Origin of the sequence: Thermobifida sp., assembly GCF_017577275.1 — a bacterium.
Taxonomy (GTDB): Bacteria; Actinomycetota; Actinomycetes; order Streptosporangiales; family Streptosporangiaceae; genus Thermobifida; species Thermobifida fusca.
In genome coordinates this window covers 243,217-258,216 of sequence record NZ_PITY01000020.1, presented here as the reverse complement: position 1 = coordinate 258,216, position 15,000 = coordinate 243,217, and the positions used below count along the sequence as shown (strand labels likewise).

Sequence of the window (15,000 nt, the reverse complement as noted above, 5' to 3'; positions counted from 1 at the left end):
ACAGTCCTTTCCCGATCCACACCTAGCGGATAGAGAAACGAAGCTATGGCGAACTACACCGCCGCCGATGTGAAGAGGCTGCGCGAGCTGACCGGCGCTGGCATGATGGCCTGCAAGAAGGCCCTGGAGGAGTCCGGCGGCGACTTCGACAAGGCGATCGAGGCCCTGCGGATCAAGGGCGCCAAGGACGTCGGCAAGCGCGCCGAGCGTACTGCGGCCAACGGTCTGATCGCGCTGGCCCAGGACGGCGACACCTCCGCCGTGCTGCTGGAGCTGAACTGCGAGACCGACTTTGTCGCGAAGAACGACAAGTTCCAGGAACTCGCCGCCGAGCTGGCCGGGTTCGTGGCGCGCACCAGCCCGAGCGACGTGCCGTCGCTGCTCAGCGCCGACTACGCCGACGGCAAGACGGTCTCCCAGGTGATCGAGGAGCTCAGCGCGGTCATCGGGGAGAAGATCGAGCTCCGGCGCTTTGCCAAGGTCGAGGGCGCCTACGTGGCCAGCTACATGCACAAGTCCGACCCTGACCTGCCGCCCACGCTCGGTGTGCTGGTCGAGCTGGACAAGCCGAACGCCGAGGTCGCCAAGGACCTGGCGCAGCAGATCGCCGCGCTGGCGCCGAAGTACATCAGCCGGGACGACGTGCCGGCCGACGTCGTCGAGAACGAGCGCCGTATCGCCGAGGCCACCGCGCGCGAGGAGGGCAAGCCGGAGCAGGCACTGCCCAAGATCGTGGAGGGCCGGCTCAACGGCTTCTTCAAGGACGCGACGCTGCTCGGTCAGCCGTTCGTCAAGGACAACAAGAAGACAATCCAGCAGGTTGTCGACGAAGCGGGCGTAACCGTGCGCCGCTTTGTCCGCTTCAAGGTCGGTCAGGCCTAAAGCTTCTGCGATGATGGAGGTGCCGGGATGAATTTCTCCGGCACCTCCATCAAATCTGGACGGTGTGTGAGCCTCCTGGAAACCCAGCGGGTTCGCGCAGCACAACCACCGGGGAACCAGAAGGGGGCCGATCTCCGTGCCGGACAACGAGGGACAGCACAGTGTGGCCAGGCGCGACGGTGGATGGAAGCGCGTGGTGCTCAAGCTGTCGGGGGAGGCGTTCGCAGGCGAAGAACAACTGGGCATCTCTCCCAAGGTTGTCGGCTATATCGCCCAAGCGATCGCTGAAGCTGTCGCCAAGGGCATTCAGGTAGCTGTCGTCATCGGCGGCGGCAACATGTTCCGAGGTGCCGAACTGTCCCAGGGCGGTATGGAACGCAGCCGTGCCGACTACATGGGCATGCTGGGCACCGTGATCAACTGTCTCGCGCTCCAGGACTTCTTGGAGCGGCTGGGGATTGAGACTCGGGTCCAGACCGCGATCCACATGAGCCAGGTCGCCGAGGCTTACATCCCGCGTCGCGCGATCCGACACTTGGAGAAGGGCCGCGTCGTTATTTTCGGGGCGGGACTTGGAGCGCCCTTCTTCTCCACTGACACCGCCGCCGCACAGCGGGCGTTGGAGATTGGCGCGCAGGCCGTGCTCAAGGGCACCCAGGTCGACGGCGTCTACGACTCTGATCCGCGCAAGAACCCTGCGGCGGTCCGATTCGACCGTCTTGACTACAACGAAGTGCTCACCCGCGGATTGAAGGTCATGGATGCCACAGCGGTGAGTCTCTGCATGGACAACGGTCTGCCGATCGTGGTCTTTGACCTCATGGGCAAGGGCAATATCCTCCGCGCGGTGCAGGGGGAGAAGATCGGCACGATCGTGTGTCCCCCGGATGTCTGACAGGTCTGCCCAGTCCTCGTATTACTCCGGCAAAGCGACACACGGGAGTCCCGAAATGATCGAAGAAACACTCCTCGAAGCAGAGGAGAAAATGGAGAAGGCCGTCCTCGTCACCAAGGAAGACTTCGCCTCGATCCGTACCGGGCGTCCCAGCCCAGCCACGTTCAGCCGGATCACCGTGGAGTACTACGGGGCGATGACCCCGGTCAACCAGTTGGCGTCGTTCCAGGTGCCCGAGCCGCGCATGGTGATCATCTCCCCGTACGACAAAGCGGCGATGCCTGCGATCGAGAAGGCGATCCGGGAAAGCGACCTGGGGGTGAACCCCAGCAACGACGGCAACATCATCCGGGTGGTCTTCCCGGAGCTGTCGGAGGAGCGCCGCAAAGAGTACGTCAAGGTCGCGCGGAACAAGGCTGAGGACGGCAGGACGTCGGTCCGGAACGTGCGCAGGCAGGCCAAGGACGCCATCGACAAGGCGGTCAAGGCCGGCGAGATCGGCGAGGACGAGGGGCACCGCGCCCAGAAGGAGCTGGACGCGCTCACCCAGAAGTACGTCGGCGAGATCGACGAACTGTTGAAGCACAAGGAATCAGAGCTGCTCGAGGTCTGATCCTTGTCCGATTCTGATTCCTTCGAGGGTGCGATGCCGGCGCGGGGCGACTCCCAGGCGCTTCCGTCCCAGGAGGCCGGGACGGGAACGGACCACGCTGCTGACTCCCCGAAGCGTTTCACCCTGCACAAGCCCGGTGGCAAGCCCGTGCGCACCGGACGCAACCTGCCCGTAGCGATCGCGAGCGGGTTGGCGTTGGGCGCGCTCGCTTACGTCACGATCGTGCCGTACCCGCCCCTGTTCGTGATCGTCACCTCGCTCGCGGTGGTGCTGGGGGTGCGGGAGCTGCGGCGGGCGTTCGCTTCGCGGGGCGTGCACCTGGCCGTGGTCCCCCTCCTCGCCGGGGGCGTGGCCATGCAGGTGGCGGCGTTCTTCGGCGGGCCGCTGTGGCTGGTGGGAACGCTGGCAGTGGCAGCGATCCTCAGCCTGGTGTGGCGGCTGCGCGGCGGGGCTGAAGGGTATGTCCAGGATTCCACGGCAACCCTGTTCACACTGGTGTACCTCCCGCTGCTGCTGGGCACGTGGCTGCTGCTGCTCGCCCAGCCGGAAGGCCATCTGCGGATCATCGCGTTCATCGTGGTGACGATCAGCAGCGACATCGGCGGCTATTTCGCGGGCATCCTGTTCGGCCGCCACAAGATGGCACCGGTGATCAGCCCCAACAAGACATGGGAGGGGTTTGCCGGGTCCGTGCTGAGCTGCATGGTCGCCGGAGTGCTCACGGTCTCTCTCATGCTGGACGGCCCGTTGTGGGTCGGGGCGGTGCTCGGGGTTGCGGTGGTGCTTGCCGCAACCGTGGGCGATCTGATCGAGTCGCTGATCAAACGCGACTTCGGCCTCAAAGACATGGGGTCTTTCATGCCAGGTCACGGCGGTGTGCTGGACCGGGTCGATTCGCTGCTGATCGCGGGGCCGGTGGCCTGGATTGTGCTGAGTCTGCTCGTTCCGGTCACGGGCTGACCGTAGAGTTTTGGGGCCGCGGCGTCTCTTGTCGCGGCCCCGCGCATGGAGGCGGGCGCAAGCCCGCTTGTCACGTTTCCGGGGGAAGTTCGTCGAGGAGGCGCTGCCCGCAGATCCGGCAGCGCAGGGCGTGCTTGGGGTTGGGGGCCCGGCATGCGCTGCAGGACACGGTGCCGAGGCCTTCGTCGATAGCGCGGGCCACCGTGCCCAAAGGTTCGTCGGCGAGTGCTGCGTGGGCCGCGCAGAGCCCTTCGCAGAACGGGACGACCTGGTCGGGGGTGAGGGTGAGGGTGCGTCCCGCCCGAGTGGTGATCCGGTAGACGTCGCGTCCTTGATCCTCGTGGAAGGTCAGCAGCCCCTCCTGTTGGGCGAGCCGGAGCAGAGTGCTGAGGTAGGCGTGTGTGCCGCGTTCGAGCAAGGGAAACACCCGATCTTCCTTCCGTCCACGTAGGTCAGGCAGAGACCAGGCTAGACCGCGAGGTCAGCCGAGGATCCAGCTACGTCCCTCCGCGGCGAGTTTGGCGATGAGGGTTTCCGCGTCGTGTTCTTTAGCGAACAGGTGCTCGGGGCGGGTGATGGGGATGACCCAGAGCCAGTTCACCGGATCGCCGTGGAAGGTCAGTCCGGACAGGTCGGGCGGGGGCGGTCCGGCGAGGACACCGGGGTCGGAGACGAGCAGGACCGCGGTGTGGTTGCCGCGGAGCGGGGAGTCTTCGCCGTTGTCCAGCCATTTGACGCTGTGGCCGGGGCCGAACCAGGTGACGGCCCGCCAGGGGAACGTGCCCAGCCAGCGGAAGATCCGCGCCGCCAAGTGGGCGGGGGCCGTGGTGGCGAGGGCGAGTTCGATCCGCGCATAAGCGGACGTGTCCGCCATGTAGCGGTCGAGGGTGGGCATGCGCTGGCCGCACATGCCGACGGTGCTGAGGATCGTGTACGGCCTGGTCGGGGTGGGGGGCCGTTCGGAGACGCGGATGAGCGGGTCGTAGCCGTCGGAGACGTCCCAGTAGTGTCCGGCGGGGCCGAGCGTGCGGAGGTGGTTGAACACGGAACGCTGCACGCTGCGCCAGGCCCCGGGGGCGCACCGCCACGACCAGTATGCTTCGGCGTGGACGACGCGGGGCCACAGTTGGGCGGCGACGTCGTCGAGCGCCCACGCGTAGGCGCTGCGGCCGATCGCGTCACGCGAGTAGCCGGGCAGGCCGCGGTCGGCTTCGGCCCAGCCGGGGATGACGGCGAGCAGCCCTTCCTCGTCGAGCAGGGCTACGCCGTCGCCTTCTTCGAACCACACGGCCCGCAGGGTGGCGGGGTCGAACGGGGCGCGGCCCTGGGGGTGCTTGGTGTGGGCGGCGGGCATCAGCGGGGCTCGGCCTTCGTAGAGTCCCGAGGCGTCACTGGTTTCCGGGGCGATTTCGTGGTTGGCCAGCCACACGGGGACCCGTACTTGGCCGCGCGGGTCTAGGAGATAGGCAGCGGTGGTGCGGGTGTCGTACTCGACGATGACCCGGCGACTGCGGTAGGGACTGGTCTCGTCGAGGAGAACCTGGGTCGGGGCCACACACTCCTCCTCGTCTCTTGTTCACCGCGCGCGGGCCTCCCCGCGCCGCATAGTATGGACGACAGTGCCGGTTGGGGGAACACGCCACCTTTCCCGGGAAAGCGTTGTAGTCGGCTCCAAATTACCGCGCACTGCCCAACCTTCACCGTTGTCGCCGACGACAGACACCCTTTCTCGACTTGGACCTGAATCCATGCCTGCTGAGCTCACGTTTGTAGCGCCGCGCCGGACGCCGCCACCCCGCCACCTCGCTGACTTGGACCCTCAGGAGCGGCGGGACGCGGTTGCGGAACTGGGGGAGAAACCGTTCCGGGCCCGGCAGTTGGCCCAGCACTATTTCGGTCGTCTGGAGGCGGACACGGCCCGGATGACGGACCTGCCGGCCGCGTCCCGGGAACGGCTGGGCGAAGCGCTTCTGCCGCAACTGCTCACCCCGGTCAAGCACGTCACGTGCGACAACGGGATGACCCGCAAGACGCTGTGGCGGGCGTTCGACGGGGTGCTGGTGGAGTCGGTGCTGATGCGCTACCCGGACCGGGTCACCTTGTGCGTGTCCTCCCAAGCCGGGTGCGGTATGAACTGCCCGTTCTGCGCTACCGGCCAGGCGGGGCTGACCCGTAACCTGTCGACCGCGGAGATCGTCGACCAGGTGGTGTCCAGTGCCCGAGACCTGGCGCGCGGCACGGTTGCGGGCGGCCCGGGGCGGATCTCCAACATCGTGTTCATGGGCATGGGGGAGCCGCTGGCCAACTACAAGCGGGTGCTGGCGGCGATCCGACGGATCACCGACCCGGTGCCGGACGGGCTGGGGATTTCCCAGCGCGGGATCACCGTGTCCACGGTGGGCCTGGTTCCGGCGATTGAGAAGCTCACCGCGGAGCGGATGCAGGTGCGGCTCGCCGTGTCGTTGCACGCGCCCGACGACGAGCTGCGCGACGAGCTGGTGCCGGTCAACCACCGGTGGAAGGTTGCCGAGGTGCTGGACGCTGCCTGGCGGTACGCGGACACGACAGGGCGTCGAGTGTCGATCGAGTACGCCCTGATCCGGGACATCAACGACCAGGCGTGGCGGGCGGACCTGCTGGGCCGGCTGGTGGCGGGCCGGCTGGCGCACGTGAACCTGATCCCGTTGAACCCCACGCCGGGGTCCAAGTGGACGGCGTCGCGGCCCGAGGTGGAACGGGAGTTCGTGCGCCGGCTGCGGTCGCACGGGGTTTCTGTGACGGTCCGGGACACCCGGGGGCGGGAGATCGACGGGGCCTGCGGCCAGCTCGCCGCGTCAGGGGCGTAGCGGCGTGAACAGCCCCGGTAGGGAAGCGGTCCCGCCGGCGTCGCACTGGTGTCCGCGGTGCTGCCGTGCCGCACCTCCGAGGCCTCCTCGGCGAGGCGGGCCGCTGGGGTTGTCGCGGTGCGGGGCAGGCCCGGGGGAAGACCGCCTACTCTCCGGCGGGGACGTTCGCGGTTTCCCAGGTGCGGCGCGCCTCCGAGGGGCCAGGACACTGGCGGGCGCGGAGCCCGGGAGCACGACAGGGCCGAGGGGCATCCGGCGTGGCGAGCCGGACTGGTCGCGGTGAGGGCGTCGACCAGTGTTCCCCTGTTCCTGGCGGGCCCGGTGCGGGCGGGGACGGTCCGGATGCCCTTGGCCGTCTGCGTCGCGGTAACCATGGTGACCTGTACACCCGTGTCGCGGTGCTGGTGGGGGCTGCGACCGCGGTGACGGCTCTGCGGTGCGCGGCGGGCCTGACCGGGTCTGCTAGCGGGTGCCCCACGCGTAGGTCTGCTTGCGGAGCTTCAGGTAGAGGAAGATCTCGGTGGAGATGACCGTGGGCACCGAGCGGATCCGGGTGAGGATGTTGAGGAGCTGCTCGTCGTCGGCGGCGACGACTTCCGCCAGGATGTCCAGGGAGCCCGCGGTGATGACGACGTATTCGACGCCGTCGATGTCCGCGATCGCGTCGGCCGCTTCGTTGAGGTCGCCGTTGCAGCGGATCCCAATCATCGCTTGGCGTTTGAAGCCCAGCATCATGGGGTCGGTGACGCCCACGACTTGGACGACACCGTTTTCGAGGAGGCGTTGGACGCGTTGGCGTACCGCGGCTTCCGACAGGCCGACGGCTTTGCCGATCGCGGCATAGGAGCGTCGCCCGTCCTGTTGGAGCTGTTCGATGATCCGCTTGGCGGTGTCGTCGAGGACCACTCCGCCACTGTTGCGGCGCTGCGTGGGCGTGGACTCCGAACCCCCAGTCACCTGTCCCTCCGCTATCAGTGAGTTTTTCTCGTGAAATTTCACGAATTGGTTGTTAAGGATAGACCCTGCAACGGAATCAAAAGGTTCCGTCGGGATGGGAAAGCCGTGGAAACCTTACCGAGAGATTCGGTCGCGTACGGACTCCAGCGCTAAAAGCGCGACGTGGAGAGACAGACAGGTCTCGACCGAGTCCAGATCCGCGCCGAGGATACGGGCAATGCGGTGCAGGCGGCCGTAGAAAGCGGGACGGGACAGGTGGGCACGGGACGCGGCCAGCGCCTTGTTCCGCCCCGCGTCCAAATAGTGCCGCAGGATCGACGTGAGGTCTTCGCCGTGCTGGGCGTCGTAGGCGAGCAGCGGGCCCAGCTCCCGCTCCACATAGGTCTGCAGCCGCTCGTCGTCCCGCAGCAGGTGCAGCAGGCCGCGCAGCCGCAGGTCGAACAGCCGGTGGTAGGGGCGGTCCGCGGCCTGGTGCACGGCAACGTCCGCCACCTGCCGGGCTTCCAGGAACGAGGACCGCACCCGCCGGATGTCGTCAACCGGTGACCCCACGGCGACCACCACTCTGCTGCCGGCGTGCTCGTGGATGAGCGGGGCGAGCCGGTCCAGGCAGCGCTCCACCCGCTGGGTGGCGGGCAGCGCCAGCAGGACGCCTACGCGCAGGTCGTCAAGCGACCCCACCAGGGCGGACAGCCGCAGCTCCCGGCACACCCGGGCCACGTTCTCAGCTGCTTCGGCGAGCCGGGCCTGCGTGGCGAGCCCGGTACCCGCGTCGCGGAGCCGCAGCACCACGACCACCAGGGTGCGGCCGGCCAGCGGCACGCCCACAGCCCGGGCCCGGACCAGTGCTTCTTCCGGGTCCGAGTAGGAGCGGTCGATGATCCCCGCGATGATCGTGCGATGCGTTTGGCGTTCCAGGCTCTCCTGCTGCCGTTCCAGCAGACGGCCCAGCGCGAGCGTGGTCGCCGCCCGCTCCACCAGTGTGGTCTGCGACGGGGTGGGGGAGGCCCCGCAGACGAGGATGAGCCGCCCCCAGTCCTGGCCGCGCGCCCCCACCGTGGTGACCAGCCAGCCGGTCACCGGGTCGTGGAAGGTCCGCCGCGTGGAAGCCACCGACCTGGACCGGTTCTCCCAGGACGCGAGCACCACTCCCGGGTCTTCGCCGTTGAGGTCGTAGGCCAGCACCTGGTGGGCGAGGTTCTCCACCACCACGGGACAACCGGACAGCCGCGCCACCTCCCGCAGGACCCGGTCCCGGGGCGCCCCTTCCAGCGACAGCTCCGTGAACACGGTGTGCATCCGCTCGGAGGCGCGCAACTCCTCTAACTGCTCGGTGAGCACCCGGCTGTGCACGGCCTCGGTGATCTCCACGAACCGGGTCTCCCGTTCCAGACAGATCACGGGAACCCCCGCCTCCCGGGCCGCGTCCACGAGCGCATCCGGCAGCCTCCGCCGGTATTTGCGGCCCAGCTCGACGGCGATCCCGCTGACCCCGGCCTCGGCCAGGTCGGTGACGTACCGGCGCAGCGCTGCTGCGGCGTCGGGAAGCGCGATCCCCGTGGTCAGCACGAGTTCACCGCCGCGCAGCAGATGCGCCAGGTCGGTGACTTCGGCGACGTGCGCCCAGCGCACGGGCGTGTCGAGACGGTCCGCGCCCACCACGACCCGGGGCCGGGCCCGCCGCACCACGGGCAAGTCGAGGACATCAGCGAGGGAGAGCACCACGGCCTGAGTGTACGCCGCACTACCAGGCACGATTGACACCATGTCAAGCAAAGCAGCGAAAGGCGACCACTCTGTCGCTAGTCAAGGGGGCGGCGAGCGGTGAGACTAAAACCATGTCGGATCTGCTCGCCCGCCACCGCGCGGTCATGCCCGCGTGGATGCCCCTGTACTACGAGACGCCTATCGAGATCGTCAGCGGCAAAGGAAACCGGGTCGTCGACGCTGACGGCAACACCTACCTGGACTTTTTCGCTGGAATCGTCACCAACATGATCGGCTACGACGTGGCCGAAGTCCGGGAGGCCGTCGAAGCCCAGCTCGCCCGCGGAGTCGTCCACACCTCGACCCTCTACCTGCTGCGCGGCCAGGTGGAGCTGGCCGAGAAGATCGCCCGCCTCTCCGGGATCCCCGATGCCAAGGTGTTCTTCACCAACTCCGGCACCGAAGCCAACGAGACCGCGCTGCTGCTGGCCACCTATGCGCGCCGCAGCGACGAAGTGCTCGCGCTGCGCAACAGCTACCACGGCCGCTCCTACGGCACGATCGCGGTCACCGGCAACCGCGGGTGGAAGAACTCGTCGCTCTCCCCGCTCACCGTGCACTACCTGCACGGCACCGACCGCTCCCACCCGGCGTTCGCGCACCTGTCGGACCGCGAGTACATCGACGTGTGCGTGGCCGACCTGCGCGACGTGCTCAGCACCACCGCACCGAACGTGGCCTGCCTGATCGCGGAACCCATCCAAGGCGTCGGCGGGTTCGTGATGCCCCCGGACGGCCTGTTCGCCGCCTACAAGGAAGTCCTGGACGAGCAGGGCATCCTGTTCATCTCCGACGAAGTGCAGACCGGCTGGGGCCGTACCGGCACCAGCTTCTGGGGGATCGGCAACCACGGCGTCACCCCCGACATGATGACGTTCGCGAAAGGCCTGGGGAACGGGTTCGCGATCGGCGGGGTGGTGGCCCGCGGAGACCTGATGGACGCCCTCCCGGCCAACGGGGTCTCCACGTTCGGCGGCAATCCGATCTCCACTGCCGCGGCCAACGCCACCCTCGACTACGTCCTCGACCACGACCTGCAAGCCAACGCGGCACGCCTGGGCCCGCTGGTGCTGGAACGGCTTCAACCGTTGGAGCAGCTGCCCACGGTCAGCGCGGTACGCGGCCGGGGCCTCATGTTCGCGATCGACATGGCCGACCCGGCCACGGGCGCGCCCTCCGCGGAACTCGCAGTCGCTGTACTGGAGGAGACCCGCAAGCGCGGCCTCCTCATCGGCAAGGGCGGCCTGCACGGCCAGACCCTGCGCATGGCGCCGCCGCTCACCCTCACCGAGGAGGAAGCAGAAGAAGGGGCGGCCATCCTCGTCGACGCGGTCACCGCGGTCAACGACGCCGTCGCGTAACCAGTTGAACGGGCGCACCCTCACGCCGCACCCGGGGGTGCGCCCCCCACTTGCCCGCACACTCTCGTCACCCGAAGAGGTTGTCCGTTGTCTGTCACGCACGTTTCCCACTGGATCGATGGCAAGCCCTGGCAGGGCCCGGCCGAGCGCCGCGGCGACATCTACAACCCGGCCACCGGGCGCGTGTCGGGAACCGTCGACTTCGCCGGACCGGCTGAAGTCGACGCCGCAGTTGCCGCCGCGAAGCGGGCATTCCCCGCCTGGCGGGACACTTCCCTGTCCCGGCGCACCGAGATCCTGTTCGCGTTCCGGGAACTGGTCCGCGCCCACCGCGACGAACTGGCCCGCATCATCAGCGCCGAGCACGGCAAAGTGGTCTCCGATGCGCTCGGCGAAGTCTCCCGCGGACTGGAGGTCGTCGAGTTCGCCTGCGGGATCCCGCACCTGCTCAAAGGCGGCTATTCGGAGAACGTCTCCACCCGCGTGGACGCCTACTCCATCCTGCAGCCGCTGGGCGTGGTCACCGGGATCACCCCGTTCAACTTTCCCGCGATGGTGCCGATGTGGATGTTCCCCATCGCGATCGCCTGCGGGAACACGTTCGTGCTCAAACCGAGCGAGAAGGACCCGTCCGCCCCGATGCGTCTCGCCGAGCTGTGGGCCGAAGCCGGACTGCCTGACGGCGTGTTCAACGTGGTGCACGGCGGCAAGGAAGCGGTGGACGCGCTGCTCACCCACGAGGACGTCAAAGCGGTCAGTTTTGTCGGCTCCACTCCGATCGCCCGCTACGTCTACGCGACCGCGGCCGCCCACGGCAAACGCGTGCAGGCGCTGGGCGGCGCCAAGAACCACATGGTGGTGCTGCCCGATGCGGACCTGGACTTGGCTGCGGACGCCGCCGTCTCCGCGGGCTTCGGCTCGGCGGGGGAGCGGTGCATGGCGATTTCCGCGGTGGTGGCGGTGGGCGGCATCGCCGACGACCTGGTGGCGCGGATCAAGCAGCGGGTGGCGCAACTGCGTGTCGGCCCCGGCGATGACGAACGCAGCGAAATGGGGCCCTTGGTCACCCGGGAGCACCGCGATCGGGTCGCCTCCTACCTGGAGTCCGGGGTGCGCGAAGGCGCGACCCTGGTCGTGGACGGCCGGATCCACCCGGTGATCGGCGGGGAACGCGACGGTTTCTGGCTGGGTCCGTCGGTGCTCGACCACGTCACCCCCGACATGGCCTGCTACCGCGACGAGATTTTCGGCCCGGTGCTGTCGATCCTGCGCGTCGACACCTACGAGGAGGCGATCGACCTCATCAACGCCAACCCCTACGGCAACGGGACCGCGATTTTCACGAACGACGGCGGGGCGGCACGCCGCTTCCAGAACGAGGTGGAAGTGGGCATGGTCGGTATCAACGTGCCGATTCCGGTGCCGATGGCCTACTACTCGTTCGGCGGGTGGAAGAATTCCCTGTTCGGCGACTCGCACGCACACGGAACCGAAGGCGTGCATTTCTACACCCGCACGAAAGCGGTCACCGTGCGCTGGCAGGACCCCAGCCACGGCGGAGTCAACCTCGGTTTCCCCACCACGAAGTAAGGGCCGATTCCAACGAAACGGTTGTCTCGCGCACGAATTGACAGCGGATTGCCCTACTGATGATCAGTTGCCCACTGTGCGGAGTATCGTGGTTGCCGGTTCGCCACCTCGGGGATGCTGGCCGGTTCACACCCCCCGTCGACGGTGGAAACCGTGAGGATATGCGTCCAATTCCCCTCCCCCCTCCGGAATCGGGCGCACGGTGAAGGGGTACTCCGGACCGTCTCTCCCCCCAGTCCGGAGTACTCCCTACACCTACCCACCCCGCTCAGTGGGTGACCAGCAAGTCGAAATCCGCGGGGGCGCCCATGGCCAGTTGCGCGCACTCGGAGCAGCCGTAGAGACGGGTCCCGTCGGGGAGTACGCCCAGTTGGCGGCGTGGCCTCGGCCAGCGGGCATGGCAGACGACGCAGGCCTCCCCCATGACCTGGGCGTCGCTGAGTCCTTCCGGTGCGACGACGTAGTCGTCGTCATGGTCCGCGGGCGCCCCGCGTTCGCACATAGTGCTCATACCGCTCAACGTCCCTACTCCCCCCGTGGCACAGGACAGTCGCGGATTGATGCAGACAGACAGGTAGATGCCGGTGATTGGATTCAATCAGACCGGATGTGTTCGCTGAATAAAGCAGAATCAAAACTGTGACCTGGAGCTTAGTGTCGTTAACTCTGAGTAGTCAAAACCGGAATTGCATACCGCAATTTTTGGTGTGAAAAAGGGGAGCGCACCGGGAGGCGGGATCACACGGGGTATTTCGGCGCCACGGTGAAACGCCGAAGCTCCAGCACCGGGTTGAGTGCGCGGACTTCCGCGACCCGGGCCGGGTCCACTGCGGCGACCGCGACCCCCTCGTCGTCGGCGAGGGACGCCACCACCACTCCCATGGGGTCGGCCACCATGCTGTGCCCGGACCCCATCGGCGCGGTCTGCCCGGCGGCAGCAACGTAGAGGGTGTTCTCCACGGCCCGGGCGCGCACCAGCAGCTTCCAGTGCTCTTTCTTCTCCGGGCCCGGCACCCATTCCGCGCCGAGCACGACAGCGTGGGCGCCCGCGTCGGCCAGCCTGCGGGTGACTTCGGGGAACCGCAGGTCGTAACAGGTCTGCACGCCGAAGGTGAGCCCGTCGACGGTGAACACCGCAGGATCGGTGATCTCCCCGGGCCGGACCACCGCGGACTCGGTGAAGCCGAAAGCGTCGTACAAGTGCAGTTTGCGGTAGCAGACGAGGAGCGCCCCGTCCGGGCCTACAGCCACGGTCGTGTTGGCGAACCGTTCCGGATCGTCTACCGCCTCGTTGACCCCGGCCACGAGGTACACGCCGCAGTCGCGCGCCAGGTCCCGCAGCCCGGACACGTAGCGGCCGTCCAAGGGTTCCGCAGCGGCCACGAACCGGTGGTCGGTGGCGGGGGCGGTGAACATCGCATACTCGGGGAGCACGACGAGACGCGCCCCCTGGTCGACGGCGGCGCGGACCAGTTCGACAGCCCGGCGCAGGTTCGCCTGCTTGTCCATTCCCGGTGCGAACTGTGCGACGGCCACCCCGACCATGCCTGCTCCCCACTGGTGTGTGCTTCTGGGCTGCGCAGCGCTCCGGCTGCGGACGCACACCACAGTAAAGGGCCGGGACGGGACGAGACGATCCCCCCAGCGTCTGCCCGTACCCGGCCCGGCTTGGAAAGCTCCGCTACAGTTGCGCGAACGCTTCTTCGATGATGGTCAGGCCTTCGTCCAGCAGCGCGTCGCTGATGACGAGCGGCGGCAGCAGCCGGATCACGTTGCCGTAGGTGCCCGCGGTCAGCAGGATCAGGCCTTTGGCGTGGCAGTACTTGACGACGGAGGCGAGCGCTTCAGGGTTGGGGGTCTTGTCGCCCGCACCCGCCACCAGTTCCATGGCGACCATGGCGCCGCGTCCCCGCACGTCGCCGATGATGTCGTAGCGTTCCGCCAGCGCGCGCAGCCGGGACAGCAGCACGTCCCCGATAGCGCGGGCGCGCTCCACCAGGTTGTCCTGTTCGATCGTCTCCAAGGCGGCGAGCGCGGCCGCGCAGGCCACCGGGTTGCCGCCGTAGGTGCCGCCCAAGCCTCCGCCGTGCACGGCGTCCATGAGCTCGGCGCGGCCGGTCACTGCGGCCAGCGGCAGACCGCCGGCGATGCCCTTGGCCGTGGTGATGAGGTCCGGCACGATCCCTTCGTGCTCGCAAGCGAACAGGCGGCCGGTGCGCGCAAACCCGGTCTGGATCTCGTCGGCGATGAACACGATGCCGTGCTTGCGGCAGAACTCGACGAGCGCGGGCAGGAACCCTTCACCGGGCACGATGAAACCACCCTCGCCTTGGATCGGCTCGATGAGCACTGCGGCCACGTTCTCCGGGCCGATCTGGGTGGTGATCAGGTCGATGGCCTGGGCGGCGGCTTCCGGACCGCAGTTGTCCGGCCCGGTCGGCCAGCGGAAGGGGTAGGCCATCGGCATCCGGTACACCTCGCCGGCGAACGGGCCGAAGCCCTGCTTGTACGGCATGTTCCGGGCGGTGAGCGCCATCGTCAGGTTGGTGCGGCCGTGGTAGGCGTGGTCAAACACGACCACTGCCTGGCGTCCGGTGGCGTGCCGCGCGATCTTGACCGCGTTCTCCACCGCCTCAGCACCCGAGTTCACGAGGATGGAGCGTTTCTCGTGGTCGCCGGGGGTGATCCGGTTGAGCGCCTCGCACACGTCCACGTACCCCTCGTAGGGGTTGATCATGAAGCAGGTGTGGGTGAAGCGGGCGAGCTGTTCGCTGGCGCGGGCCACCACCCGGGGGTTGGCGTTACCCACGTTGGTGACGGCGATACCGGAACCGAAGTCGATGAGCCGGTTGCCGTCCACGTCTTCAACGATGCCGCCGCTGGCCCGCACCACGTAGACCGGCAGGGAGCTGCCTACTCCTTGAGCGACGGCCGCGGTCCGGCGCTCCTGCAGCGCACGCGACCGGGGACCGGGGATCTCGGTGACGAGCCGACGTTCCTGGGGGAGATCCGCGTGCTCGCTAGCCATGGTTCCCTGCCCTCCTCCGTGGGTGTGGTTGGCGATCCGTGGTTACCGGATCGACAGTAAGCGAATAACCTCCGAATTTCCTCGCCGGTATGGATAGGCTT

At 67.9% G+C, this 15,000-nt stretch carries 14 protein-coding genes; 7 read left to right on the top strand and 7 right to left on the bottom strand.

The genetic code is table 11. The annotated features are described in order from the left end of the window. Positions 1 to 45: 45 nt before the first annotated feature. The 4 genes from tsf (at position 46) to CW348_RS06170 (ending at position 3,350) form a co-directional block, all read left to right on the top strand. Positions 46 to 882 (top strand): translation elongation factor Ts, encoded by an 837-nt coding sequence (tsf, locus tag CW348_RS06185; protein WP_016188287.1) that lies wholly within the window; start codon positions 46 to 48, stop codon positions 880 to 882. A 136-nt stretch (positions 883 to 1,018) separates the two neighbouring features. Then, positions 1,019 to 1,777, top strand: a complete 759-nt coding sequence (pyrH, locus tag CW348_RS06180) for a UMP kinase (protein ID WP_011291125.1) — start codon at positions 1,019 to 1,021, stop codon at positions 1,775 to 1,777. 55 nt (positions 1,778 to 1,832) lie between these two features. Next, the gene (gene frr, locus CW348_RS06175; RefSeq protein WP_011291126.1) at positions 1,833 to 2,390 is read left to right on the top strand and encodes a ribosome recycling factor; all 558 of its coding nucleotides are present in this window, start codon (positions 1,833 to 1,835) and stop codon (positions 2,388 to 2,390) included. Positions 2,391 to 2,423: 33 nt separating this feature from the next. Then, entirely contained in the window at positions 2,424 to 3,350 is a 927-nt protein-coding gene (locus CW348_RS06170; protein WP_011291127.1) for a phosphatidate cytidylyltransferase, read from the top strand. A gap of 70 nt (positions 3,351 to 3,420) precedes the next feature. Here CW348_RS06170 and CW348_RS06165 read toward each other — a convergent pair whose 3' ends face one another. Then, positions 3,421 to 3,777 carry a hypothetical protein gene (locus CW348_RS06165; protein WP_011291128.1) on the bottom strand — a complete coding sequence of 119 codons (357 nt, stop codon included), beginning with the start codon at positions 3,775 to 3,777 and terminating at the stop codon, positions 3,421 to 3,423. Between the two features lie 54 nt (positions 3,778 to 3,831). Further along, positions 3,832 to 4,905 (bottom strand): suppressor of fused domain protein, encoded by a 1,074-nt coding sequence (locus CW348_RS06160; protein ID WP_011291129.1) that lies wholly within the window; start codon positions 4,903 to 4,905, stop codon positions 3,832 to 3,834. A 193-nt stretch (positions 4,906 to 5,098) separates the two neighbouring features. Here CW348_RS06160 and rlmN point away from each other — a divergent pair, with 193 nt between their 5' ends. Beyond that, positions 5,099 to 6,196 (top strand): 23S rRNA (adenine(2503)-C(2))-methyltransferase RlmN, encoded by a 1,098-nt coding sequence (gene rlmN / locus CW348_RS06155; protein WP_011291130.1) that lies wholly within the window; start codon positions 5,099 to 5,101, stop codon positions 6,194 to 6,196. Positions 6,197 to 6,658: 462 nt separating this feature from the next. Here the strand turns inward: rlmN and CW348_RS06150 are convergent, their stop codons facing one another. Next, positions 6,659 to 7,153 carry an Lrp/AsnC family transcriptional regulator gene (locus CW348_RS06150; protein ID WP_011291131.1) on the bottom strand — a complete coding sequence of 165 codons (495 nt, stop codon included), beginning with the start codon at positions 7,151 to 7,153 and terminating at the stop codon, positions 6,659 to 6,661. 114 nt (positions 7,154 to 7,267) lie between these two features. Then, positions 7,268 to 8,920, bottom strand: coding sequence for a PucR family transcriptional regulator (locus CW348_RS06145; RefSeq protein ID WP_394296557.1), 1,653 nt, complete (start codon positions 8,918 to 8,920; stop codon positions 7,268 to 7,270). Between the two features lie 71 nt (positions 8,921 to 8,991). On the opposite strand from CW348_RS06145, the gene CW348_RS06140 reads away from it, so the two are divergent. Together CW348_RS06140 and CW348_RS06135 are read left to right on the top strand one after the other, a co-directional pair. Then, positions 8,992 to 10,281: an aspartate aminotransferase family protein gene (locus CW348_RS06140; RefSeq protein WP_011291133.1), complete on the top strand. Its 1,290-nt coding sequence runs from the start codon at positions 8,992 to 8,994 to the stop codon at positions 10,279 to 10,281. An 87-nt stretch (positions 10,282 to 10,368) separates the two neighbouring features. Further along, entirely contained in the window at positions 10,369 to 11,871 is a 1,503-nt protein-coding gene (locus CW348_RS06135) for a CoA-acylating methylmalonate-semialdehyde dehydrogenase (RefSeq protein WP_011291134.1), read from the top strand. 268 nt (positions 11,872 to 12,139) lie between these two features. On the opposite strand, the gene CW348_RS06130 is transcribed toward CW348_RS06135, so the two are convergent. The 3 genes from CW348_RS06130 to gabT all read right to left on the bottom strand — a co-directional run bounded on the left by CW348_RS06130 (position 12,140) and on the right by gabT (position 14,899). After that, positions 12,140 to 12,382 (bottom strand): hypothetical protein, encoded by a 243-nt coding sequence (locus CW348_RS06130; RefSeq protein ID WP_011291135.1) that lies wholly within the window; start codon positions 12,380 to 12,382, stop codon positions 12,140 to 12,142. Positions 12,383 to 12,609: 227 nt separating this feature from the next. Then, entirely contained in the window at positions 12,610 to 13,416 is an 807-nt protein-coding gene (locus tag CW348_RS06125; protein WP_011291136.1) for a carbon-nitrogen hydrolase family protein, read from the bottom strand. A gap of 136 nt (positions 13,417 to 13,552) precedes the next feature. Then, on the bottom strand, positions 13,553 to 14,899 hold the full coding sequence (gabT, locus tag CW348_RS06120) for a 4-aminobutyrate--2-oxoglutarate transaminase (protein ID WP_011291137.1): 1,347 nt from the start codon (positions 14,897 to 14,899) through the stop codon (positions 13,553 to 13,555). Positions 14,900 to 15,000 lie beyond the last annotated feature (101 nt).

Excerpts from the sequence above, each read along its gene's own strand:
- CW348_RS06140 (WP_011291133.1), top strand. The coding sequence starts at position 8,992 with ATGTCGGATCTGCTCGCCCGCCACCGCGCGGTCATGCCCGCGTGGATG.
- gabT (WP_011291137.1), bottom strand. The coding sequence starts at position 14,899 with ATGGCTAGCGAGCACGCGGATCTCCCCCAGGAACGTCGGCTCGTCACC.
- rlmN (WP_011291130.1), top strand. The coding sequence starts at position 5,099 with ATGCCTGCTGAGCTCACGTTTGTAGCGCCGCGCCGGACGCCGCCACCC.
- tsf (WP_016188287.1), top strand. The coding sequence starts at position 46 with ATGGCGAACTACACCGCCGCCGATGTGAAGAGGCTGCGCGAGCTGACC.
- CW348_RS06130 (WP_011291135.1), bottom strand. The coding sequence starts at position 12,382 with ATGAGCACTATGTGCGAACGCGGGGCGCCCGCGGACCATGACGACGAC.
- CW348_RS06170 (WP_011291127.1), top strand. The coding sequence starts at position 2,424 with ATGCCGGCGCGGGGCGACTCCCAGGCGCTTCCGTCCCAGGAGGCCGGG.
- CW348_RS06145 (WP_394296557.1), bottom strand. The coding sequence starts at position 8,920 with ATGGTGTCAATCGTGCCTGGTAGTGCGGCGTACACTCAGGCCGTGGTG.
- CW348_RS06125 (WP_011291136.1), bottom strand. The coding sequence starts at position 13,416 with ATGGTCGGGGTGGCCGTCGCACAGTTCGCACCGGGAATGGACAAGCAG.
- frr (WP_011291126.1), top strand. The coding sequence starts at position 1,833 with ATGATCGAAGAAACACTCCTCGAAGCAGAGGAGAAAATGGAGAAGGCC.